Origin of the sequence: Brevibacillus migulae (assembly GCF_004521915.1) — a bacterium.
Classification (GTDB): Bacteria; Bacillota; Bacilli; order Brevibacillales; family Brevibacillaceae; genus Brevibacillus_F; species Brevibacillus_F migulae.
In genome coordinates, this window is sequence record NZ_SDKD01000001.1 from 219,826 (window position 1) to 242,241 (window position 22,416).

Genomic DNA, 22,416 nt, shown 5'->3' on the forward strand with positions numbered 1-22,416 from the left:
GCGCTACAGGTAAGACGTACCAATGATGGGAAAGTTTCATGGCTCGCTTCCAACTCCGCCGCACACTTTAGGCGTTTTCACCATAGGCTGTTGGAGGGTGGAGATCACGATGAAAATTCCCAAAAATTTGCCTGATTTTGTAGGCGCTGTGCTGTCAATTGTCTTAGGGGTTGTGGTCAGTATCGAGGGCTTCCGCATTCGTTCGCATGCCGTCTCCCAATATACCTTGGACCACACGTTGCCTGCCATTCTTGGAGTCTTATTTATTGTGCTGGGGACAATGCTGATGATCAGTACGATGCGGGATCAGGAACATGAACAGGACAAACGAAGGACGCTTCCGTCTCCTTATCAAAATCGAATGATTCTCTCGCTCTCAACGCTGGGGCTTTATTTCCTGATGCTCAATATCATGGGCTATCTTTTGGCGACCCTGATCGCATCAGTCCTGTTATTCCGCATTGTCGGAACGTACCGGTGGGCGCGTTCTGTCGCATGTGCGCTTGTCCTCACAGGAAGCTTGTACCTGGTATTCATCAAGTGGCTGCAGATTTCGTTTCCAGCCGGAATCTTTTTCTGAAAGGGAGCTGCATATGGAGACTTTACAAATGCTCATGGCCGGTTTCTCAGAAGCGATTACGCCTGGAAATCTGTTGATGGCTGCTCTCGGGGCACTAGTCGGCACCTTTGTCGGCGTCTTGCCGGGATTGGGGCCAACCTCTGCGATTGCCATCCTGCTGCCTGTCACGGCAGTGCTGGAACCGACGCAAGGCATCATCATGCTGGCAGGGATCTACTATGGAGCCATGTACGGCGGCTCTACGACAGCGATCTTGTTGAACATTCCGGGTGAAATTTCCTCCGTTCCTACCTGTCTGGATGGGTATCCGCTGGCGAAAAAGGGGAAAGGGGGACCGGCATTAGGCATTTCGGCGATCGCTTCCTTTGGCGCAGGGATCCTTGGTGTGATCGGGCTGGTCTTTTTTGCTCCCGTGCTGGCGGATCAGGCCTTGAAATTTGGCCCGCCCGAGTATTTCGCCCTGATGATTTTCGCGCTTACCCTGATGGTCAGCCTGTCAGGCACTTCGCTGCTGAAGGCGTTGCTAATGGGGGGACTGGGCTATACGCTCGCGTTGATCGGGCTGGGACCCTCTTCAGGCATGCCGCGTTTCGACTACGGCAGTTCTACGCTTGCGGGAGGCCTGGATATGATCAGCATCATCATCGGGTTGTTTGCCATTGCGGAGGTGCTCAAGGGAATCGAGGAAAAGCGGTTGACCACGGTGATCGGGAAGACAGGGCGTGTCTATCCGTCGAAGGCCGATTTGAAGAAGTCCTTTGCTCCCATGCTGCGCGGCGGAATCATCGGCTTTTTTCTCGGATTGCTTCCTGGCTGTTCGGCTGCGATTTCTTCCTTTCTGGCCTATGACATGGAAAAAAAGGCCTCAAAGGAGCCGGAGCAATTCGGCAAAGGGGCGATCGAAGGAGTGGCTGCACCAGAAGCAGCCAATAACGCGACAAGCAGCGCAGGATTCATCCCGCTGTTTTCCCTCGGGATCCCTTCATCACCGCCCCTGGCGATTTTGCTGGCGGGGCTGATGATCTACGGACTCACACCCGGCCCTGTTTTGTTCGAACAGAATGGCCCGTTTGTCTGGACCGTGATCGCCTCGATGTTTATCGGCAATGCGATGCTCTTGTTCTTGAATCTGCCGATGGTCTGGTTATGGGTAAAGCTGACGAAGGTGCCCTACGGGATCATGGCCCCGACGATCCTGATGCTCTGCACGATCGGCGCCTACAGTGTTCGCAACAGCTTGTTTGATGTGCTGGTCGCCTTTTTCTTCGGCGGATTGGGCTATTTGTTTCAACGGTATCAATGGCCGATCGTTCCGCTTATCCTCTGCTTCATTTTGGGCCCTTTGCTGGAGGAATCGTTCATTCAGACGATGGCGATGTCTTCCGGTGATTTGACGATTTTGCTGGAGCGTCCCATTTCTTTCGCGATCCTGGTTGGAGCGGCGATTTTCCTGACCATTTCGATGGGACTGAACAGACGCACACAAAAGCGTGTAAAAGAAGAAAAGCAGCGCGGCATCGATGTCGCTTAGCTGTTTGCATGTACAGGAGGAAGACAGATGAAGGTTTGGCGGAGATGGGCAAATCTGTCCGTCAGTGTTTTGATCGCAATGGCGGTGACTGCTTGCGGCACGAACCAAGCAGCTGCTCCGGTGGCGCCCGCAACGTCGGGTACGTCTCAAAAAACGGAGACTGCTGGGGAAGTTGAGTATCCGACCAAGCAGATCGAGTACATTGTTCCCTACTCGGCTGGGGGTGGGGTCGATCTGGTCGCTCGGGCAACGGCGGATTACTTGAGCAAGGAATGGAGGCAGCCGATCGTGGTTGTCAACAAACCCGGAGGAGGGGGAACGGTCGGCGCGGAGTACGCGCTGAAGCAAGCGAAAAATGACGGGTATACGGCGCTTGCGGTGAACGTTTCCAATACCTCGATGCTTACCGCAGGCATGACCAATGCGATCATCAAGAATGAAGACCAGATCTATACCGCACGTATCGGTGAAGGGACATTGGCCTTCGTGGTCAAAGCAGATGCGCCTTGGAATACGTTTGCGGAATTTTCGGAATGGGTGAAGGCCAATCCCGAGCAGCTCACCTGGACGTCCGTAGGGCCAGCAGGGTTTTCGGCGTTTGGCGTAGCGGAATGGTTGCAGGCGATCGGGGCCGATTTTTCGAAAACGCGGATGATCGTGACCAAAGGAGCATCTGATTCACTGCCGAAAGTAGCGGGCGGGCATGCCGTGCTGGCTGTGCATACCATCGGGGAAAGCAATCCGATGCTGCAAGCGAAAAAGGTCAAGATTCTCGCAGTCTCGGGCAGTGAGCGCAGTCCTTTTCTGCCGGATGTGCCTACTGCGGAGGAACAAGGGATAAAAGGCCTGAGCGTCTTCTGGTGGACCGGTGTATCGTTTGCGAAAGGCACGCCGGAGCCGATCATTCATAAGTGGGAGCAAGTGGTGGAGAAGATGACAAAAGACTCCGCTTTCGTGAAAAAGCTGCAGGAGATTCAGGTAGAGCCAAACTATGCCAACTCGGCCGATTTTACCAAAGCGGTGCAAACGGAGACCGAATATTACATCGACCTGGCGACAAAAGCGAACATGCGCCAATAAGCGGAGGACCGGACTGTTGTTCTGCATAAGGACAACAGTCTTTTTTATTTTTATAAATTTACCAGTTTTGCAGATGAAAGCAGCGGGAAAGCATTGTTAGATCATCTATTCGGTTGAGGAGGAAAAACAATGCATTTCAAAAGCGTAAAAACCAGAACGCTTGCCATCATGCTGCCTGTAATCATCGTAACGCTGCTGGCGATCCTGTTTTTTTCATATACGTATGCGAGCGGGATTATTCGGGAACAGATTAGCAATTCGATGGACAACGGGTTGTACAGAGTGACAGGTATGATCGATACGAAGCTGACTGCCCATTCAAAAGTGGCAGAAACGCTGGCCCGAAATGTGGAAGGCAATGCAAAGAATTTGGATCTCGCACGCTATCAGGGCATCCTGTCGAGCGTGGTGGGCATCAATAAGGAAACCTTTGGCATGGGGATCTTCTTTAAGCCGTATACCTACAAAAAAGAGACGCAGTTCTTCTCTACATACGTGTATAAAGAAGGCGACCAGGTAAAAACGACGGAAGATTACAATGATCCTTCCTACAACTATCCAAGCTGGGAATGGTACAAAGCTGCCGAAAACACGTCAGAAAAAGTGGTGTATACCAAACCTTATTTTGATCAAGTGTTGAACAAGACGTTAGTGACGGCAAGTGTGCCGATGTATGACCAACAAAAGCAATTTATGTCAGTCTTGACGGGTGATATCGATCTCTCCAGTTTGCAAACGATGATCGCCGAAATGGTTGTAGGAGAGACGGGCTGGGCATTCCTGATTGACAGTGATGGCAATTATCTCGGCCATCCGAAGCAGGATAAAGTCATGAAAGTCAAAATCACCGAAGAAAGCAATGCCACGATCGCTGACTTGGGCAAACGGATGCTTGCCGAACCAAAAGGGGTAGGAGAATTTACAGACGAGACTGGTCTCAATCATGTCTACTATCAAAAAGTAGCGATGACGAACTGGACGCTTGCCCTGGTCATGCCAGACGCGGAGATTCAGAAACCGATTGTCAGCTTATTGGAGAAACTGGCGCTGATCAGCTTGGCCGGTGTAGTGATCATGGCGGGCTTGATCTATTGGTACAGCCAGTCCATGACCCGTCAAATCAAGCAAGCCAACGAGCTTTCTTTTGCGCTGGCTGAAGGCGATTTTACCAAAGAGCTGGAGATCAACACAGCAGATGAGTTCGGACAGATGGCGAAAAACTTCAATCGCATGACGGAACAGCTCAAGGAAGCGATGGGCAAAATCGTGATGAACTCCCAGATCGTCGCTTCTACCTCGGAGCAATTGACAGCAAGCGCAGAACAGACAAGCAAGGCGACGGAGCATATCGCAGAAGCGATTTCGGAAATCGCGATAGGTGCGGGCGAACAGGTAAGCTCGACAGCGAAGAGCTCTGAAATCGTAGCGGACATGTCTCATGAGATCGATGAGATCACCCAACGCATTCAATCGGTCACACGCTCCTCCGTGGATGCCCAACAGAAAGCAGCTGACGGCAATCAGGTGGTTCAGACCGCAATGGGGCAAATGAATCTGATCCATGACCAAATGGGCGTGACCGCGGAGATCGTGAACCAGCTGGGAGCAAAATCGAAACAGATCGATAACATTATCTCGCTGATTACCTCCATCTCCAGTCAAACCAATCTGCTGGCACTTAATGCGGCCATTGAAGCGGCACGGGCAGGTGAGCACGGCAGAGGCTTTGCAGTCGTAGCGGATGAGGTGCGAAAGCTGGCTGAGCAGTCCAACGATGCGGCTGAGCAGGTAAGGGCAATCATTAATGAAATCCAACGCGATACAGAACAAGCGATGAACGCGATGGGGGATGGCACCAGCGTATTGCAGGACGGGATTCGTTTGGTGAATCAGACAGGCACGACGTTCACAGACATTCTCCGGGCCATCGAGCATCTCACCAGCCAGACGAGTGAAGTAGCAAACAAAGTGGAAGATGTAAATGGCGGCATGCAGCATATGGTACAGACCATCGAAGCCGTGTCCCACATTGCTGCACAGGCGGCCGATCATACCCAAATGGTAGCAGCCTCCGCAGAACAGCAAAACGCTTCGATGGAAGAGGTATCCGCAGCATCTACCATGCTGGCAAAAATGGCGGAGGAATTGCAGGAATCGCTGAGAATGTTCAAGCTGTCGAAATAAAGGCTGAATGGATAAAGCTGCGCTCAACCTGTTTGGCGCAGCTTTTTTGAATGAATAGCATGAAAAAAGTTTTTAGTAATGTTTAAACTTATTTTTGCAAGGGTAAACACTCTGTGGGGTACCAATAGTGAATTGGACAACGGGAGGTCCATATGACGATCAGAAAAAAAGTGTTAGCCGGATTTATTACATTAATCGCATTCTTGCTTGTACTCGGAACAGTGTCGATCATTCAAATGAACCGCATGGGCAATCAGGCGAAAGAGGTAAAAGAAGTCTGGGTCGTTGGTCTTTCCTACATGGGGACGCTAAATGGACTTACGTCTGACAACCTCCGCCTGGTTAATCAGCTTGGTCTTGAAACCAGCCAAGAAGAAATCCGTAAATTGGAAGCGGCGATTCAGGACAACATCAAAACGATTGATGAATTCAACGACAAGTATGAGACGTCAATCGTGCTGGATGAGGATCGCCGATTGTTTGGGCTTTATCATGATGAATGGGAGGAGTATAAAAAAGAACTCCCGCAGGTGCTGGCGGTAGCGAGAGGAACAGACGTAAACAAAACCATGAATGAAATCAAAAGGGTTATTGCCGTCTGGAATGAATTGAATGATAACCAGCAAAAAGTCATCAATTTCAATGAAAGATCCGCATTTGATGTCGCAGAAAAATCAGCTGCCACCGCCACTACTGCATTTTATCTGGCGCTGATCTGTGTGGTGGTCGCGCTGGTCATCGGAATCGGCTTGGCATGGTTCATCAACCGTGATGTGAAAAAAGTATCCTCCCAGATCAGTCTTTCCGCGGATACGGTGGCAAGCTCGTCGGAAGAAATTACAGCGAGCGTGGACGAAATTTCCCGCGGAAGTCAGTATCAGGCAAACACGGTTTCCAATGTCACCATGATGATTGAGCAAATGAACCAAGCGATCACTTCGATTTCCCATAATATTGAGCAGACCAGCGAGTTCGTCGGTCAGGCCACTTCTGTAGCACAGCAAGGCGGACGTCTGATGGGCAATGCTTCCGCCGGCATGAATGAAATCACGGCGAAGGTGGACGAGCTCTTGGGCCATTCGCGAAAAATCGATGAAATCATCGGGGCGATTCAAGACATTTCCGAACAAACCAAGCTGTTGGCGCTCAATGCATCGATCGAAGCGGCAAGGGCAGGGGAGCACGGCAGAGGCTTTGCGGTCGTGGCCGATGCAGTCGGAAAATTGGCCAACCAAAGCTACGCGGCATCAAAGGAAATCACCACCCTGGTGCAAACCATCCAAGATAGCACCCGATCTACAGCTGAAACCGTAAAAGAAGGAAATGTGCTGGTCGGACAAGCCGAGGAAGCATTCCATGAGATTATTCGCTACGTACAGGAATCCGCGACAAAAGTAGTGGAGATCGCGGCAAGCTGTGAGGAACAATCTGCCCAGACCTCTGAGGTGCTGCAATCCGCGCAAAACATCGCCGCTGTAACCGAAGAGTCCTTGGCTAGCACCGAGGAAACGGCAGCGGCTACACAAGAGCTGGCGAGAATGGCAGAGCAAATGAATCAAATGGTTGCCAAATTATAACATCGAAAAACAGCGCTCTCAGTTCATATCTGAAGCGTTGTTTTTTCTTTTCAACACGCTTAATAAGGTATAGTAGAGAGAAAGGAAAATGTGAACGACTGGGGGAAGAAGCATGTTTCAGATCAGGGAGTACGAGGACAAGTACCGCATTTACGAGCTCATCGATGAGTCAACCGGGTCTTGGGTCAAAGTGGCTCCTGAACGCGGTGGCATCATTATTGGTTTCGGCGTGAATGGCAAAGAGCTTTTATATTTGGACAAGGATACCTTCTATGATGAGGCGGCAAACATTCGCGGCGGTATCCCGATCCTTTTTCCCATTTGCGGGGCATTGAGCGGAGGTACGTATCAATGGAACGGTCAGTTCTATGAAATGAAAGGGCATGGCTTTGCCCGCAACCTTTCCTGGGAGGTCATCTCCACAGAGGCTGCTGCTGGAGAGGCTTCTATCACTATGCGATTGCAAAGTACGGAAGACACGAAGAAAGTATACCCGTTTGATTTTGAAGTGATCTACCGCTATACCTTAAAAGGGAATCAGCTGGATATCCATCAGGAATATGCAAATCGTTCTGCCCAAGAGATGCCGTTTTATGCGGGGCTTCATCCCTACTTTCTTACCGCAGAAAAGGAGCTTCCGTACGAGACGGATGCGACACAGTATTACGATTACAACGACGGCCAAGTCAAAAGCTACGAGGGCCGAATCGATCTGAACAAATTTGTGGAATCCGCCATGTTTCTGGAGGCGAAGACGCCGGCAATCTCCTTCCCCTTGCCCGAGGCGGGGAAACAGATCGTGATGGAATATGGGCAAGTGTTTCGCTACATTGTCCTATGGTCGGTGGCCGGAAAAGACTTCGTCTGTGTAGAACCGTGGATGGGCCGAAAAGACGAAATGAATCGCAAGGAAGAGCTGCAGCTGGTCGCCCCAGGCCAGACGCTGCGGACGCATGTCAGCATTCGGGCCATCTGACAGGAAATGAAAGGAAGATTGAAAGGCGGGTGTTACTCACCTGCTTGTTTCATGGATCCATCCATTTTTCTGAGTCAAAAGTAATAGGTGCATATTCGCTTAGTAGGAGAGATTGACATTCAATAATAGTTCTTATAACCTAATAGAACTTACTGCCAATCATATGCGAAAACATAATGATCACATTTTGCTGGAAAAGGTAAACCTATTCGAAAGGTAGGGGCACAAAGCCACGGGCCTAATGCGTCATGCGAAGGCAGCCGGGTTGCCAAGGGCATGGACGGGCACTTTTCTACGGCTGATAAACAGTTTCGAGGGAAGGTGCTTTTTGTTTCGATGTGAATATCAAGGGAGAGAAAATCGACATGACTAACTTGCAAGGACTCTTGGACAATCTTGATATTATTCAGAAAAGTTATGCAGAAGATGCCTGCCTGATCCTGACCAACATGGAGGAAGTGATTGCCTACCGTGCAGGGAAAAAGCTGGATATGCAGATCGAGCTCGGCACGGCGCTTGCTGCTTTGGAAGGCACGGTTACCTGGAAGGCATGGCAGCATAAAAACATGTACGTAGAAGACCGCGGGCCCGAACGGTTTGGGTTTTCTTATACCTCGAACGCCCAACCGATCTTCGAAAATGGACAAATGGTCGGCGTTTTCACGGTAGTCACCTCCAATGACAAGGCGGACAGCCTTGCACAAGGAGCTACGCAATTGGCCGAATCGATCCATCAGCTGGCTGCCGCTTCCAACCAGATCAACCAAGCCTCGGAGGAGATGACGACGCGGCTGCAGCAATTGACCAATGAGGCAGACATTGCTTCCTCCAATATTACCCATATTTTCTCTGTATTGCGCATGGTGCATGACATTGCGACACAATCCCATCTGCTAGGCTTGAATGCGGCGATTGAAGCGGCGCGTGCCGGCGAGCATGGCCGCGGCTTTTCTATCGTGGCCAATGAAATCCGTAAAATGGCCGAAACCAGCAAGCAATCCGTGGCAAATATTCAAGCCCAGCTGAACACGATCCAAAATTCGATGAAACAGATCAGCACATCAGTCACAGATTTTGCAGCAATCACCGAAGAGCATGTAGCCAGCATTGAAGAGATGGATGCAGCGCTGGCACAGATTGACCAGACTGCTGAATTTTTGAAGCAGGCGGCGATCAGTGAGCAGCGATAAGAAGATCGACAGGAAAAAAAGGAACCTGGAATAAAAGCATCCCGTCCCACCATTGCTGTGGAACGGGATGTATTTGTATATGATGGTACATGATTTACTCAGGACGACTTTCCGTTCACGGCTCTCGGTTCCATTCCGCCTGCAGCAAGGCATACTCTTCCGGCGAAAATACCCGGGAGCGTGTCAGGAAACGGACCCCTTCAGGCCCTTCCAGTGAAAACATGCCCCCGCGGCCAGGAACCACATCGATTACCAGTTGGGTATGTTTCCAATAGTCATACTGAGCGCGGCTCATATAAAAGGGGGTTTCGCCGATTTCGCCGAGCAACACGTCCTGGTCGCCAATCAAGAACTCACCCGCCGGATAGCACATGGGCGAGCTGCCATCGCAGCAGCCGCCTGATTGATGGAACATGAGCGGCCCGTATTTGGAGCGCAGGCGCTCAAGCAGAGCAAGGGCGGCATCCGTTGCCAATACTTTTTGTACGCTGCTCATGGCAATCGCTTAGAAAAAGCCCAAGGCATTCGTGCTGTAGCTGACCAGCAGGTTCTTGGTTTGCTGATAGTGATCGAGCATCATTTTATGTGTCTCGCGCCCAATGCCGGACATCTTGTACCCGCCGAATGCGGCATGTGCCGGATAAGCATGGTAGCAGTTAGTCCAGACACGGCCTGCCTGCAGGTTGCGTCCCATGCGGTAGGCGGTGTTCATGTCGCGCGTCCATACGCCTGCGCCGAGTCCGTATAACGTATCATTGGCGATCTCGATCGCTTCCTCCTGAGACGAGAAAGTCGTGACAGAGACGACAGGGCCAAAAATCTCTTCCTGGAAGATGCGCATTTTATTGTTTCCTTTAAAGACAGTTGGTTTTACATAAAAGCCCTGCTCCAAACCATCCTCAAGATGATTGCGCTCGCCGCCAGTCAGCACCTGTGCGCCTTCCTGTTTGCCGATTTCGATATAGGAAAGGATTTTTTCCAATTGCTCCGAGGATGCCTGTGCACCGATCATCGTGGCCGTATCCAGCGGATTCCCCTGCTTAATCTGGCTGACACGAGCCAACGCACGCTCGATAAATTGGTCATAAATCGACTCCTGGATCAGTGCGCGGGATGGGCATGTGCATACTTCCCCTTGATTGAGGGCGAACAGGACAAAGCCTTCGATCGCTTTATCGAGGAATGCATCATCCTTGGACAGCACATCTTCAAAGAAGACGTTGGCTGATTTGCCGCCCAGCTCCAGGGTTACCGGAATGATATTTTGTGAAGCGTATTGCATGATTAAACGGCCAGTGGTGGTTTCACCTGTGAAGGCGATTTTCGCGATGCGGTTGCTGCTGGCAAGCGGTTTTCCTGCTTCCAGTCCGAAGCCGTTGACCACATTGAGCACCCCGGGAGGCAGCAGATCGCCAATCAGCTCGAGCAGCACGAGGATCGAGGCAGGCGTCTGCTCGGCGGGCTTCAAGACCACGCAGTTACCGGCTGCCAGCGCGGGAGCCAGCTTCCATGTCGCCATCAAGAGCGGGAAGTTCCAAGGAATGATTTGACCGACAACTCCAAGCGGCTCATGGAAATGATAGGCGACCGTGTCGTGGTCAATCTCCCCCAAGGAGCCTTCTTGTGCGCGGATGCAGCCGGCAAAATAACGGAAATGATCGACGGCGAGAGGCATGTCTGCCGCCAATGTCTCGCGAACGGGTTTTCCGTTGTCCCACGTTTCCGCTACAGCCAAAAGCTCCAGGTTTTGTTCGATCCGATCTGCAATCTGCAGCAGGATGCGGGAGCGTTCCGCTACGGATGTATTGCCCCATGCCTCTTTGGCCGCGTGGGCAGCGTCGAGAGCAAGCTCGATATCTTCGGAAGTGGAGCGTGGCACCTCACAAAAGACAGCGCCGTTGACTGGAGAGATGTTTTCAAAATACTCTCCTTTTACCGGGGGAACCCAATTGCCTCCGATATAATTCTCATACCGCTTCTTGAACGTCACTTTTGCACCGTCTTGACCGGGCTGGGCATAAATCATCCTCATACTCCTCCTTACACGATAGGGGTGATATGCCATTTCTCTTATGCAAATCGGATGCCAATCACGGGAGGTCGGTGTGTACGCCTTGTTTCCAGACGCAATCCATTTGAAGTGTTCCACTTTGGGACAGAGGATGGATCAAAATGGAACAAGTTGTATGGGGGACAAGAAAAGCTTTTATTATATTCTGTAAATTGGGATAATAGAATGGTAATGAGTCATAGGAAGGAGGCCCACCTATGTCATTTCAAAGTTCTTTATCCGCATCCACATACGCGAATCTGATTGAGCATTCTTGGAAGCGCTGTCATCAGGTCGGCATGAAGCCTGAGCAGCAGGCAGATGACCAAATGATTACCGGAGCCCTGCTGAAAGAGTTGAAGGAACAGCACCGCTTTTTACTGGTGCAGGCGGAAGCCGCTTTTCAAAAGTTTGCCCCCTTTCTGCACCATGCAGGATGCGTCTTGATCGTCACGGATCGAGAGGGAACGATTCTGTTTGCCAGTGGCGATACCGACTTCGCGACCCGGGCAGCCCAGGTGCAATTGCAGGTAGGGGCGAATTGGCATGAATCGCGAAAAGGCACGAATGCCATCGGGGTTGCCCTTCATGAGCAAGCAGTCAATCTTGTACGGGGAGACGAGCATTTTTACATCGAGAATCGTTTTCTCACCTGCGCCTCAGCCCCGTTGTTCTCTCCTCAGGGCGAGCTTCTCGGCGTCGTCAACATCAGCGGACACAAGGACCGCTTTTTGCCTACATATGCTGTTTTCGCGCAATTGGCCGCAGAGCTCTTGCAAAATAGCCTGCTGTTGAATCAGCTGCAAAAGGAGCAGCTCATCACTCTCCGGCAGCTGGACATCGTCTCCGCTCATCATCCGCAGCCATTGTTGACATTGGATACAGATCGACGCATCACGGGAGCCAATCAGGCTGCGATACGGAGCCTCGGCAATTGTCTGGGAAAGGAATTTGCCCCTGATGGCGCGTATCAGGTAATCCCGCTGACTGATGACGACAATCGCCTGTACCGCTCGGTCGCCATCAAGAAACCGCAAATGGTCGCGATCCCCACCACTTCCACCAGCGAGGTCACCTATTGCTTTTCCGATATCATCGGCAGCTGTCCGACGCTGCTGCGGGCCAAAGAGGTTGCGCGAAAAGCGGCATACAGCTCGCTTCCGGTCTTTATCTCCGGAGAGAGCGGCACCGGCAAGGAGCTTTTTGCACAAGCGATTCACGGGGAAAGCGGACGTGGCCCCTTTGTCGCGGTGAACTGCAGCGCGATCCCGGATTCCCTGATCGAAAGCGAGCTGTTCGGCTATGAGAAGGGAGCCTTTACCGGAGCGAATCGGGAAGGCAGCAAAGGGAAATTCATGGCGGCTCACGGCGGCACCCTTTTTCTCGATGAAATCGGGGATATGTCGCTGCGTGCCCAAGCAGCCTTACTGCGCGTATTGCAGGAAAAAACAGTGACCCCTGTGGGCGGAATCACTCCCAAAAAGGTGGATGTCCGCATCATTGCCGCCACCCACCGCAATCTGTTGCAGGAGATAGAAGCGGGACGGTTTCGGGCCGATCTGTATTACCGGTTAAAAGGGATTATCATCCAGCTGCCCGCTTTGCGGGAACGTAGCGACCTGCCTCAGTTGGCCGAGCATCTGCTGCTCCGGCATGCCGATCATGAAGTGAGATTGTCGCCAGAAGCGCTGGCAGTCTTGAAGCGATATGCCTGGCCGGGAAATATCCGCGAGCTGCTGTCGGTGCTGCTGCAGGCTTCCTTTCTCGCAGAGGGCGATCAAATCAGGCCGGAGCATCTGGTGCTGGATCATCCGATCTCGGAACAGGAGGAGCAGGGGTATTCCTTGCGGGAGAGTGAACGTTCCGTTATTTTGGAAGTGTTGAGGGAGACGCAGGGCAATATCTCGAAGACAGCGCGATTGCTGAACATCGGAAGAAATACACTGTACCGCAAGATAAAAGGGTATGGCATCGAGCTTTGAGCAGACAGAAAAAACGCTCACTTGCGGGTACGTTCATGGATAGTTCCTTTCACCAGAGCGCACATTATGGAAGAACGTTCACGAGCTGGAAACTGGTTGAAAGGATGGAATGAACGATGATTCCTGACGAGATTAAAAGGCTCCTCCACGACATTCGACTGATTGGCGGAGGAATCAAGAAATACGAAAGCGGCGATGACATGGTGCTGATGCGCAATCTCATAGGAGAAGGGATCAATGTAGACCTGATGGATGCCACCCCGGAAAACTGGGATCGGGTGAAAGCCGCTCTCGAACAGGAGAAAAGCAAGGCGCAAGAGATCATGGATGCACGCTATAACCACGGCTTGACTCGATATAACCCTTTTTCGTGACCACTGCCAGTGCGGCGTGGTTTTTTTGTTGGACATTTTCCTTTCGGAGCAATGGCCATCCATTTGCAATTTGCAGGAGGCAGAAAATGGGAATTTGTGGTATTGTGGAGGGGCAGCATAAAGAGGAGAGGTGTAGCCAATGAAACTCAATCATCTCAATCTCACTGTTACCGATGTGAAGGCGGCAAGAGAGTTTTTGGAAAAGTATTTCCATTTGAAAATTGGGCATTTGCGTGGTGATTCTTTCGCAGTTCTTTTTGACGATGACGGGGCTGTCATCACATTGATGAAAGGTACTCAGGTCAGCTATCCGAAGACGTTTCATATCGGCTTCATTCAGGAGAGTGAAGAAAAAGTGAACCAGATCAATCAGCGCTTGAAGGATGATGGGTTTGATGTAGAGCCGCCACAAAGATTGCATGGATGGACATTTTACGTGAATGCTCCAGGCGGATTTACCGTGGAAGTCCTCTGTTAAGAGCAGGGGAGCGAAAAGAAAGACCGGAGTGCGTGAGAAAGGCTTCATCGCTTTTGGGATGGAGCCTTTATTTATTGGAGTAGGACAAATAAGAGCAAAACAAAATTGGATATTTACACCATCTTACATAGGTCGTATAATTATGAAAAGTTAGATTTTTCCCAATTGCACTACCTCATCTATATAACGTCATATGACGTCGTATGCAGCTGCTGGCAAGGATGGAGAATTCGGGGGGAAAGAAGTGATGGTATCGCTTTTGCTCTAATCAATATGATGTCATATGACGTCATTGGATTCGGGGCAAATCTTTGACTCTATCCGATTGACCGCTGACGTAGAACACACTGGAGGGATCATCTCGTAAAAAATTAACAATCTGCTTTGTCGATAGCCTGCTCTTAGAAAAACAAAGTTCAAACGGAGGACAATCAAATGTTGAACCAACGAACGATTAACCCAGGTGTGCAGAAAGTATTACATGAAGTGGGGCAACGATCCATTACGAACATCTTTTTGGTTGCTTGCGGCGGTTCGCTGGCAGTCATGGTTCCCAATAAGTACTTTATCGATCGAGAAGCAGATCAATTGGTTGCGCATATGTATAACGCCGCTGAATTCACACTTTTAAGCCCAAAAACACTTTCGGAGCATTCATTGGTCATTCTGCTCTCCCTGACTGGCACCACTCCGGAAACCACAAAAGCGGCCGAGTTTGCGAGGGAGAAGGGTGCATTAACCGTGGGGGTTACGTGTGATGTGGAGTCCCCGCTTGGCAAAGCAGTCGAGCACGCGATCTTTTATGAGAACGCATTCGCAGGGAAAGAGATCGATCCATTTGAAGGCAACTTCTCCATCATGTATCAGCTGGCCGCAGGTGTTTTGGATGTAGTGGAAGAGAAAAGCATTCTCCCTGACATGCTTCGCAGCCTTTCAGACTTGCAAACGATCATTGAACGATCCAAAGCGCAATATGAGGAGTTTCTCAATCGGTATGCGGTGGCGTTTCAGGATGAAAAAGTGATCTATACCATGGCAAGCGGCGCAAATTATGGGCCAGCCTATTCCCATGCGATATGCAACCTCATGGAGATGCAGTGGATCCATTCCCATGCGATTCATGCGGGCGAGTTTTTCCACGGGCCCTTTGAAATCCTGGATAAAGAGGTTCCCTTCATCCTTTTGAAAGGTCTAGATCATACCAGACCGCTTGAAGAGCGAGCGCATGCTTTCTTGCAGCGGTTTGGCGAAAAAACGATGGTGGTCGATGCGAAGGAGATCGATTTCCACGGCGTAGAAGAAAAAATGCGGGGCTATCTTGTTCCGATCATCTTCAATAACCTGATGTGGAGGTTCATTACCATTATGGCAGAGCTTCGCCATCATCCGGTCTTTACGGCCAGAAGATACATGAAAAAAGTAGACTATTAAAACAAGGAAAAAGACAGAGGGGGTCAATATGATGAAAAAATCGTTTGCGGTATCCATCTGTATCATCCTCATCCTTTTGCTGGTGGTCGGCTGCGGCCAGCAAACACCGGCAAACACCGAGAATGCCAGCGAAGGCAATGAGGTGACGCTAACCTTATTCCACCGATGGCCGAATGAACCGTTCAAAGGGTATTTTGATGGGGTCATCCAGGAATTTGAAAAGCAAAATCCGGGAGTAAAGATTAAAGTGGTAACCGCTTTGAACGAAGAGTACAAACAAAAAATCAATGTCGTCTTGGGAAATGACAATTCACCGGACATTTATTTCACATGGGTGGGGGAATATGCGAACAAATTTGTACGGGGAGGCAAAGCGCTCGATCTGACCAAATATGTCGAGGAAGATAAAGCGTGGTCCGATCAAATCATCCCCTCTACGCTAAAGCCTTTTACCCTGGATAACAAGGTTTACGGCGTTCCTGTGCTGATGGACGTGAGGATGATGGCCTATAATAAAGAAATATTCAATCAATTGGGTCTTGAGCCGCCGAGTACATGGAATGAGTTTATTCAAGTGCTGGACAAGCTGAAGGCAAGCGGTGCCATTCCGTTAGGGTTTGGCAACAAAGAGCCATGGAACGGCGGCCTCTATATCACGACCCTGAATCAGCGATTGGTGAGTGCGGATGTCCTGGCAAAAGACAACAACCGGGAAACGGGCGAATTTACCGATCCGGGCTATGTGGTAGCCCTGCAAAAACTCCAACAGCTCATCCCGTATGTGAATGAAAATCCCAATGCTTTCAGCCGTGAAGAGGAAAGAAATATGTTCGCCAATGGAAAGATCGCGATGATGCCTCTGCACACGATTGAGTTTCCCTACATCAAAGACGCCAAGTTCGAATGGGGAACATTCAATTTCCCGTCTATCGAAGAAGGCAAGGGAGATCCATCCGTCATCACCGGCGCCCCTGAGGGATTTATGATCTCCGCTCAAACCAAACATCCGGATGAGGCGGTGAAGTTCCTGAAGTTTCTGACATCCAAGCCGATGGCGGAAAAATGGGTGAAGGAAACCAATGTCATCAGCACGGTCAAAGGCGCCGTCAACAGCAGCAATTCCACTCCTTTGATGGTGGAAACGATCGGACAAGTGGAGAAAGCAAGTGACATGGCGATATGGATCGATACCATCCTGGACGGGCGGATCTTTAATCCGTATCTGGCGGGGATTCAGCAATTGCTGAATGGTGAAAAAACACCGGAGCAAATCATGCAAGAAGTCCAGGAGGCAGCCAAGCAGGTAAAGGAATCGGCAAAGTAAGCTGACACCACCGGGTACAGCGGAGCAAGCTTCTTCACTGTACCCGATCCTGTATTCCAGTAAGGGGGGAAACAATGAAAATCAGGAACATCGCTCCTTATCTATACGTAGCTCCGAGTCTGATCATCGCGTTCATTTTTATCTATTATCCTGTCATGGAAAACGTGCAGTCGAGCTTTTTCAGCTGGTCGCCTTTTTCTGATACGAAGGAATTCGTCGCTTTGCAAAATTATACCCGTCTGTTTGACGATTCTGTTTTTCTGGTGGCCCTCAAAAACAATCTGATCCATCTGGTGATTTCATTGGCCGTACAGGTAGTGGGCGGTCTGGTCCTCGCTGCCATTCTCGAAGATGTGGTATTCAGGAGGGTGGCACCCGTTCTGCGCACGGTGTATTTCCTGCCGGTGCTCATCTCGATTTCCGTCATCGGTTTGCTTTTCAGCTTTATTTATAACCCGGATATCGGTCTTTTGAACAAGTTTTTGGCCATGGTTGGGCTGGAGGAGTATGCGAGAGGCTGGCTCGGAGACAGTGACACTGCTTTTCCTGCAATCATCGCCATGGGGCAGTGGCAGGGGATCGGTTATATCACGATGCTTTATATAGTGGCCATTCAAAAAATTCCGCCTGATCTCTACGAAGCGGCTGAAATGGATGGGGCGGGGAAGATACGCAAATTCCTGCATATCACGGTGCCGCAGGTGAAGGAGATCTCCTTCGTTACCATCATTTATACCGTAAGCCAATCCATCCTTACGTTTAGCGACGTGTATGTATTGACCAAAGGGGGGCCGGGAAACTCGTCCCAAGTCCTGAGCACGTATTTGTACCAGAAAGCATTCGTCGACAGCGAGATGGGATACGCATCGACCATTGCCAATGTCATCTTGGGCATTACGGTAGTCGTCTACCTGATTCAAGCAAAAGTATTTAAAAACGGGCAGGAGGGATAAACGTGAAATTGACCGTTGAGACTGGCCGGAACCCGTACGTCGCTGCCAAACAAAAACGAAGGCGATCTCTGGGGTCCATGATTGTGATTTCATTGACGTTCCTGCTTCTTTCTGCCTTATTTCTCGCCATTGCCTATCCGCTGCTGTGGATGGTGATCAACTCCTTCAAAACGACGGAAGAGATTTTTAGCAACAGCTGGGCTTTGCCTGTGCAATGGCTGTTCTCCAATTACGCCGAGGCTTGGAACAAAGGGGTATCCAAGTATTTTTTGAACAGTGTGTTCGTTACGGCTGTGACCGTGTTCCTTACCTTGCTGTTCAGCGTACTGAGCGCTTATGGCCTGACGAGGTATTCGTTTCGCGGAAAATATCTGGTGCTTGCCCTCTTGTCTGCCGGCATCATGTTCTCCCCGCAGGTCAGCCTGATCCCGCTCTATAAAATGGTGCAGGCGCTGGGGATTCATGATACGCATTGGGCATTGATTTTGCCGTATGTTGCCTTTCGCACCTCATTGATCGTCTTGCTGGTGCGCTCCTTCTTCCTGTCCATTCCCAAAGAGCTTGTGGAAGCCGCTTACATGGACGGTTGTACAGGCATCGGCATCTTATTCCGCATCTACCTTCCGCTCAGCATGCCGATTCTCTTTACATCGGGGCTGCTTACCGCCTATTGGGCGTGGAATGAATTTTTGTTTGCGGTCATTTTCATTGACAGCGACTCGCTTAAGACGATTACATCCGGTCTATTGGCTTTCCGGGACGCGATGTACACGGATTGGGCTGTATTGATGGCAGGGCTTGTCATATCGGCGATCCCGCTTGTCCTCTTGTTTATTTTCATGCAAAAGTCCTTCATCCGGGGGTTAGCGGAAGGGGGCGTAAAAGGATGACAGAGACAACCAGAAAGGGTGGGAGTATCGAATGAAGCTGTTAGGCATCGGGGATAGCGTCGTAGACTTTTACAAGGATCAAGGCAAGATTTATCCCGGGGGAAGCGCATTGAACGTGGCTGTGATCGCAAAACGAAATGGAGCGGAGCAGAGCTCTTATATGGGGATACTGGGGCTCGATGAAGCTGGCAACCACGTGATGAATTGCTTGCGGGCAGAAGGAATCGACATCAGTCGGGTACGACGGGTCGAGGGGCCTACAGGAGAGGCGGTTGTGACGTTGAACGAAGCGGGGGATCGCATCTTTGTCGGCACCAATAAGGAGAAGCGGGTGCAATCGCTGGTGGCCCTTCATTTCAATCAGGACGATCTGGATTATATCGGGGAACATGACCTAGTTCACACCTGCATCAGCATTACCAGAGGATTGGAAATGGAACTCCCGAAAATCGCGGACCAGACCATCTCCTTTGACTTCTCCAGCCCGGAATACTGGACCAAAGAATATCTGGAGTTCGTCAGCCCCTATTTGTCGTATGCCTTTTTTTCCGGAAGCGAGCTAGCGGATTCGTATATCGATGAATTGATTGAGTACGTGCATAAGCGCGGTGTTCCGGTAGTGGGCGTGACCCGCGGAGATCGCCCGGCCATTTTTTCGGAAAAAGGCAAGAGGGTGGAGCAATCGGTCATTCCAACAAATGTGGTAGATACGATGGGGGCGGGCGATTCCTTTATCGCTGCCTTTTTAACGAATTATCATCGAAGCGGTGATCTGCCAGGCTCGTTGCAGACAGCCGCCGAGTGTGCAGCGAAGGTATGCGGCTACTACGGAGCATTTGGCTACGGCATCGAAAAAAGCTGGTGAGGAGGAGCAGCATGTATACATATGCCAATATGAATCTGGCCTACCAACGCTATTCCTTTGACTATTTTTTGGATTCAACGATACGGCTGGGACTTTCCGCGATCGAACTGTGGGGAGGTGAACCCCATCTGTATGTGGAGGATATGTCTCATCAGGACGGAAAGGCGATACTGGACTCGATTAAACGAAGAGACTTGGAACTGGTCTGCTTTACACCCGAGCAATGCGCATATCCCGTCAATTTGTCAGCGCCGGACGCAGCCAGCCGAAAAAGAAGCATGGCCTATTTCAAGAAAAGCATCAAGCTTGCCAATACGTTGGAATGTCCGTATCTTTTGGTTTCCGCAGGCTATGGCCTGTTTAACGAACCGATGGAAGACGCTTGGCAACGGGGCGTGGAATCGCTTCGAGAGCTTGCACGGGATGCGGAATCCGCAGGGGTGGTCTTGGTGCTGGAGCCGTTCTTTTATCCGTATTCCAATGTCGTGATCGACCTGGAAACGACCAAACGCATGATAACGGAAATTCAGTCTCCCCACCTGAAAGCGATGCTGGACACCGCGTGCATGGTGATGGCGAAAGACACGATGGATGATTACGCTGCCGCTTTTGGGGAGGATTTGGTACACATTCACTTTGTCGACGGAACCGATCAATCATCAGCACACCTTGCGTGGGGGGAAGGCAATTTTCCCTTGCCATCTTTCAAAAAAAGTCTTGCGGATATGAAATATGGTGGTCATTTGACGCTGGAGCTGTTCGGGACCCAATACCATGCGGAACCGGAAAAAGCCATGCGAAAAAGTTTGGAATACTTAGCAAACACTATTTGAACGAAAATGAAGATGATATGATAGGAGTAATCGTCGATCTCTTACCATTCATAGGAGAAATGCAATGAAATTAAATAAAACAAGCGTAAAGCCTTTATATGAGCAGTTGATGGATGAAATCAAAAAAGACATCCATGAAGGAATATACAGCATCGGGGCCCAATTGCCCGCAGAAAATGAGCTGTGCCAAAAGTATGGGGTCAGCCGAATTACGACAAGAAGGGCGATCACCGAGCTCGTCGAGCAGGGAATCCTTCGCAAGCTGCATGGAAAAGGGACATTCGTTACCAACAACAAATTGAAGCGCGAACTGATTGCAGTGAACGGATTTACGGATTTTCTCCTGCAGTCCGGCAAGGAACCGCATATACGCATCTTGTCCAAAAAAGTGGTCCCCGCATCCTGGCGGCAGGCGGAAGCTTTGCAAGTGGAGCGTGAAGAACCGCTTTTCGAGCTGAAGCGCCTCCACCTCATCAAAGACGAACCGATTCATAGCGAGACGAGCTACTACTCCCTGAAAAGATTTCCCGATCTGGAGAAGCATATTGGGGAATCGCATTCCACGTACCAGGTGCTGAAAGAGATTTATCAGGTTCAAGCCGTTCGCAACACAAAGACGATCAGCTTCGTGAATGCTACCACCGAGCAAGCAAAATTTTTACATTGCACAGAGGATGTACCTTTGTTCGAGGTTGAAAAAATCGCCTATGACGATAACGGCATTCCGATCCACTTTTCTTTGTCCTTCCTGCCTTCAAACAAGGTGTCTTTCACCATTTCGACGGACATCACCCAACATTCTCAGGGGTAAAAGGGAAAGGAAGCCATTTGTCATGTTTCCATGGGGGAATCTTGTTGTATAATGATGAGTAACCTTTCCTCAAGGAGATGATCAAGCATGGCAAGTAAAGCGAAGCGATTGCGGCAAAAGCTGGTACGTGAAGGGAAAATGGATCCGATCGTAATGAGGGGATCATGGCACGGAGTCAATCCGGTGGAACGCAAGCCTGAACGGCCCCAGATCGAAATGCGCAGAAAAGAAGAGAAATACCGAGGGCGTCTGATTCGTAAACACGAATGGGACGCCTTTTCTTTTTCCGCATTTCCCCTGATGAAAACGCGGATACATCGTTAACTGAGCATGAGTAGAATATAGTAAATTTTTGCCTAGGGGGTTAAAGATGGCGGCCAAATCGAAACATCGTCTGCGCAAATTCGCAAGGCGTCGTACGAGTTTGCCCTCAAAACGCAGACGAACCAGTCGCACTCGTGAAAATAGCTTTGTTGCAAGAGAGGAAGGAAATTTCGAATATGTGACTCCACCCAATCCTGTCGTAAACGTAAACCCGATCTTTCATGTATCACTCTCAAATGGAACCAGCTCCATCCGAACCTCAGGTCTAATGTTTCGAAATCCCAACACGGAATTGCTGCTTGTTTCGCTTTTTAACCAAGACCCCGCCAGCTCCCATACCGTCACCCTCTCCATCTTGGATTGGCAAAACCCAAGCGATCCTTCGGAATATGCCAAGTTCGCTTTCTTGGGTGGAGAGTTATTGAATCCTCCAGAAGAGGAAAACCAAGGAGGTACCCTCGGAGAGCATGTCACAAGCGAGGACATATCAGGAGAGAGCATGCAAGGAGAGGCAAACGAAGAGAGCTTAGAAGGAGTGGAAGCTGTAGGAGAGGAATACACCGGAGAGCACATGCAGGGAGAGGAATACACAGAAGCGTATATCCAGAGAGAAACAGCGGAAGAAAACAGCCACGCAGCAGATACCCCGGAAGAAGGAACTGATCGCAATGGCGAAGAGACTGGCTCTGGAACGGTATCTCCCATTACAACTCCCTTTACCTTCACGATCCCCCCTCGCCAGCTTCTGCTCATTCATGCCCATCCGCCGATGATGGAAGTCCCTTCAGCTCCTATGTATGAAATTCTCTTTACACTTCCGGTTGATTCGACGGTCTCCCCCATTCTCGTAAATGCTTGGGGCATCAATGAGAATGGTCGGATCCAAGAAGGGAATACCGTGCTGCATCAACAGTTCGCCCCTGCATTTCCCCCGCCTTAGTCATGGCAAAAAGGAGCTATCCCCAGACCGGGACAGCCCCTGC

At 50.3% G+C, this 22,416-nt stretch carries 21 protein-coding genes and 1 riboswitch; of the genes, 19 read left to right on the forward strand and 2 right to left on the reverse strand.

Features of this window, described 5'->3' with window-relative positions; all coding sequences use genetic code 11:
• The first annotated feature begins 109 nt into the window (after positions 1 to 109).
• The 7 genes from EIZ37_RS01045 (at position 110) to EIZ37_RS26290 (ending at position 9,118) form a co-directional block, all read left to right on the forward strand.
• Positions 110 to 580, forward strand: coding sequence for a tripartite tricarboxylate transporter TctB family protein (locus EIZ37_RS01045; protein WP_167568582.1), 471 nt, complete (start codon positions 110 to 112; stop codon positions 578 to 580).
• 13 nt (positions 581 to 593) lie between these two features.
• On the forward strand, positions 594 to 2,111 hold the full coding sequence (locus EIZ37_RS01050) for a tripartite tricarboxylate transporter permease (protein WP_134682691.1): 1,518 nt from the start codon (positions 594 to 596) through the stop codon (positions 2,109 to 2,111).
• A 27-nt stretch (positions 2,112 to 2,138) separates the two neighbouring features.
• Entirely contained in the window at positions 2,139 to 3,191 is a 1,053-nt protein-coding gene (locus EIZ37_RS01055) for a tripartite tricarboxylate transporter substrate binding protein (RefSeq protein ID WP_134682692.1), read from the forward strand.
• Between the two features lie 129 nt (positions 3,192 to 3,320).
• Complete coding sequence (locus EIZ37_RS01060) at positions 3,321 to 5,375, forward strand: methyl-accepting chemotaxis protein (protein ID WP_134682693.1); 2,055 nt, start codon at positions 3,321 to 3,323, stop codon at positions 5,373 to 5,375.
• A gap of 152 nt (positions 5,376 to 5,527) precedes the next feature.
• Complete coding sequence (locus EIZ37_RS01065; protein WP_134682694.1) at positions 5,528 to 6,952, forward strand: HAMP domain-containing methyl-accepting chemotaxis protein; 1,425 nt, start codon at positions 5,528 to 5,530, stop codon at positions 6,950 to 6,952.
• Positions 6,953 to 7,064: 112 nt separating this feature from the next.
• Complete coding sequence (locus tag EIZ37_RS01070) at positions 7,065 to 7,928, forward strand: aldose epimerase family protein (RefSeq protein ID WP_134682695.1); 864 nt, start codon at positions 7,065 to 7,067, stop codon at positions 7,926 to 7,928.
• A 188-nt stretch (positions 7,929 to 8,116) separates the two neighbouring features.
• Positions 8,117 to 8,201, forward strand: a riboswitch (cyclic di-GMP riboswitch).
• Between the two features lie 92 nt (positions 8,202 to 8,293).
• Positions 8,294 to 9,118, forward strand: a complete 825-nt coding sequence (locus tag EIZ37_RS26290; protein WP_134682696.1) for a methyl-accepting chemotaxis protein — start codon at positions 8,294 to 8,296, stop codon at positions 9,116 to 9,118.
• Between the two features lie 115 nt (positions 9,119 to 9,233).
• Here EIZ37_RS26290 and EIZ37_RS01080 read toward each other — a convergent pair whose 3' ends face one another.
• A complete protein-coding gene (locus tag EIZ37_RS01080) occupies positions 9,234 to 9,614 on the reverse strand; it encodes a DUF779 domain-containing protein (RefSeq protein WP_134682697.1) in 381 nt (126 codons plus the stop codon).
• 9 nt (positions 9,615 to 9,623) lie between these two features.
• On the reverse strand, positions 9,624 to 11,144 hold the full coding sequence (adh, locus tag EIZ37_RS01085; protein ID WP_134682698.1) for an aldehyde dehydrogenase: 1,521 nt from the start codon (positions 11,142 to 11,144) through the stop codon (positions 9,624 to 9,626).
• Positions 11,145 to 11,386: 242 nt separating this feature from the next.
• Here adh and EIZ37_RS01090 point away from each other — a divergent pair, with 242 nt between their 5' ends.
• The 12 genes from EIZ37_RS01090 (at position 11,387) to EIZ37_RS01145 (ending at position 22,373) form a co-directional block, all read left to right on the forward strand.
• Entirely contained in the window at positions 11,387 to 13,150 is a 1,764-nt protein-coding gene (locus tag EIZ37_RS01090) for a sigma-54-dependent Fis family transcriptional regulator (RefSeq protein WP_134682699.1), read from the forward strand.
• Positions 13,151 to 13,266: 116 nt separating this feature from the next.
• Positions 13,267 to 13,524: a hypothetical protein gene (locus EIZ37_RS01095; RefSeq protein WP_134682700.1), complete on the forward strand. Its 258-nt coding sequence runs from the start codon at positions 13,267 to 13,269 to the stop codon at positions 13,522 to 13,524.
• Between the two features lie 139 nt (positions 13,525 to 13,663).
• Positions 13,664 to 14,002 (forward strand): VOC family protein, encoded by a 339-nt coding sequence (locus EIZ37_RS01100; RefSeq protein WP_134682701.1) that lies wholly within the window; start codon positions 13,664 to 13,666, stop codon positions 14,000 to 14,002.
• 435 nt (positions 14,003 to 14,437) lie between these two features.
• Positions 14,438 to 15,433 (forward strand): SIS domain-containing protein, encoded by a 996-nt coding sequence (locus EIZ37_RS01105; protein WP_134682702.1) that lies wholly within the window; start codon positions 14,438 to 14,440, stop codon positions 15,431 to 15,433.
• Between the two features lie 28 nt (positions 15,434 to 15,461).
• Complete coding sequence (locus tag EIZ37_RS01110) at positions 15,462 to 16,757, forward strand: ABC transporter substrate-binding protein (protein ID WP_134682703.1); 1,296 nt, start codon at positions 15,462 to 15,464, stop codon at positions 16,755 to 16,757.
• 74 nt (positions 16,758 to 16,831) lie between these two features.
• Positions 16,832 to 17,710: a carbohydrate ABC transporter permease gene (locus tag EIZ37_RS01115; protein ID WP_134682704.1), complete on the forward strand. Its 879-nt coding sequence runs from the start codon at positions 16,832 to 16,834 to the stop codon at positions 17,708 to 17,710.
• A gap of 77 nt (positions 17,711 to 17,787) precedes the next feature.
• Positions 17,788 to 18,600, forward strand: a complete 813-nt coding sequence (locus tag EIZ37_RS01120; RefSeq protein ID WP_134682886.1) for a carbohydrate ABC transporter permease — start codon at positions 17,788 to 17,790, stop codon at positions 18,598 to 18,600.
• Between the two features lie 31 nt (positions 18,601 to 18,631).
• The gene (locus tag EIZ37_RS01125; RefSeq protein ID WP_134682705.1) at positions 18,632 to 19,465 is read left to right on the forward strand and encodes a PfkB family carbohydrate kinase; all 834 of its coding nucleotides are present in this window, start codon (positions 18,632 to 18,634) and stop codon (positions 19,463 to 19,465) included.
• An 11-nt stretch (positions 19,466 to 19,476) separates the two neighbouring features.
• Positions 19,477 to 20,298 (forward strand): sugar phosphate isomerase/epimerase family protein, encoded by an 822-nt coding sequence (locus EIZ37_RS01130; protein WP_134682706.1) that lies wholly within the window; start codon positions 19,477 to 19,479, stop codon positions 20,296 to 20,298.
• 64 nt (positions 20,299 to 20,362) lie between these two features.
• The gene (locus EIZ37_RS01135) at positions 20,363 to 21,109 is read left to right on the forward strand and encodes a UTRA domain-containing protein (protein ID WP_134682707.1); all 747 of its coding nucleotides are present in this window, start codon (positions 20,363 to 20,365) and stop codon (positions 21,107 to 21,109) included.
• 87 nt (positions 21,110 to 21,196) lie between these two features.
• On the forward strand, positions 21,197 to 21,433 hold the full coding sequence (locus EIZ37_RS01140; RefSeq protein ID WP_134682708.1) for a hypothetical protein: 237 nt from the start codon (positions 21,197 to 21,199) through the stop codon (positions 21,431 to 21,433).
• 46 nt (positions 21,434 to 21,479) lie between these two features.
• Positions 21,480 to 22,373, forward strand: coding sequence for a hypothetical protein (locus EIZ37_RS01145; RefSeq protein WP_134682709.1), 894 nt, complete (start codon positions 21,480 to 21,482; stop codon positions 22,371 to 22,373).
• The last annotated feature ends 43 nt before the right edge of the window (positions 22,374 to 22,416 follow it).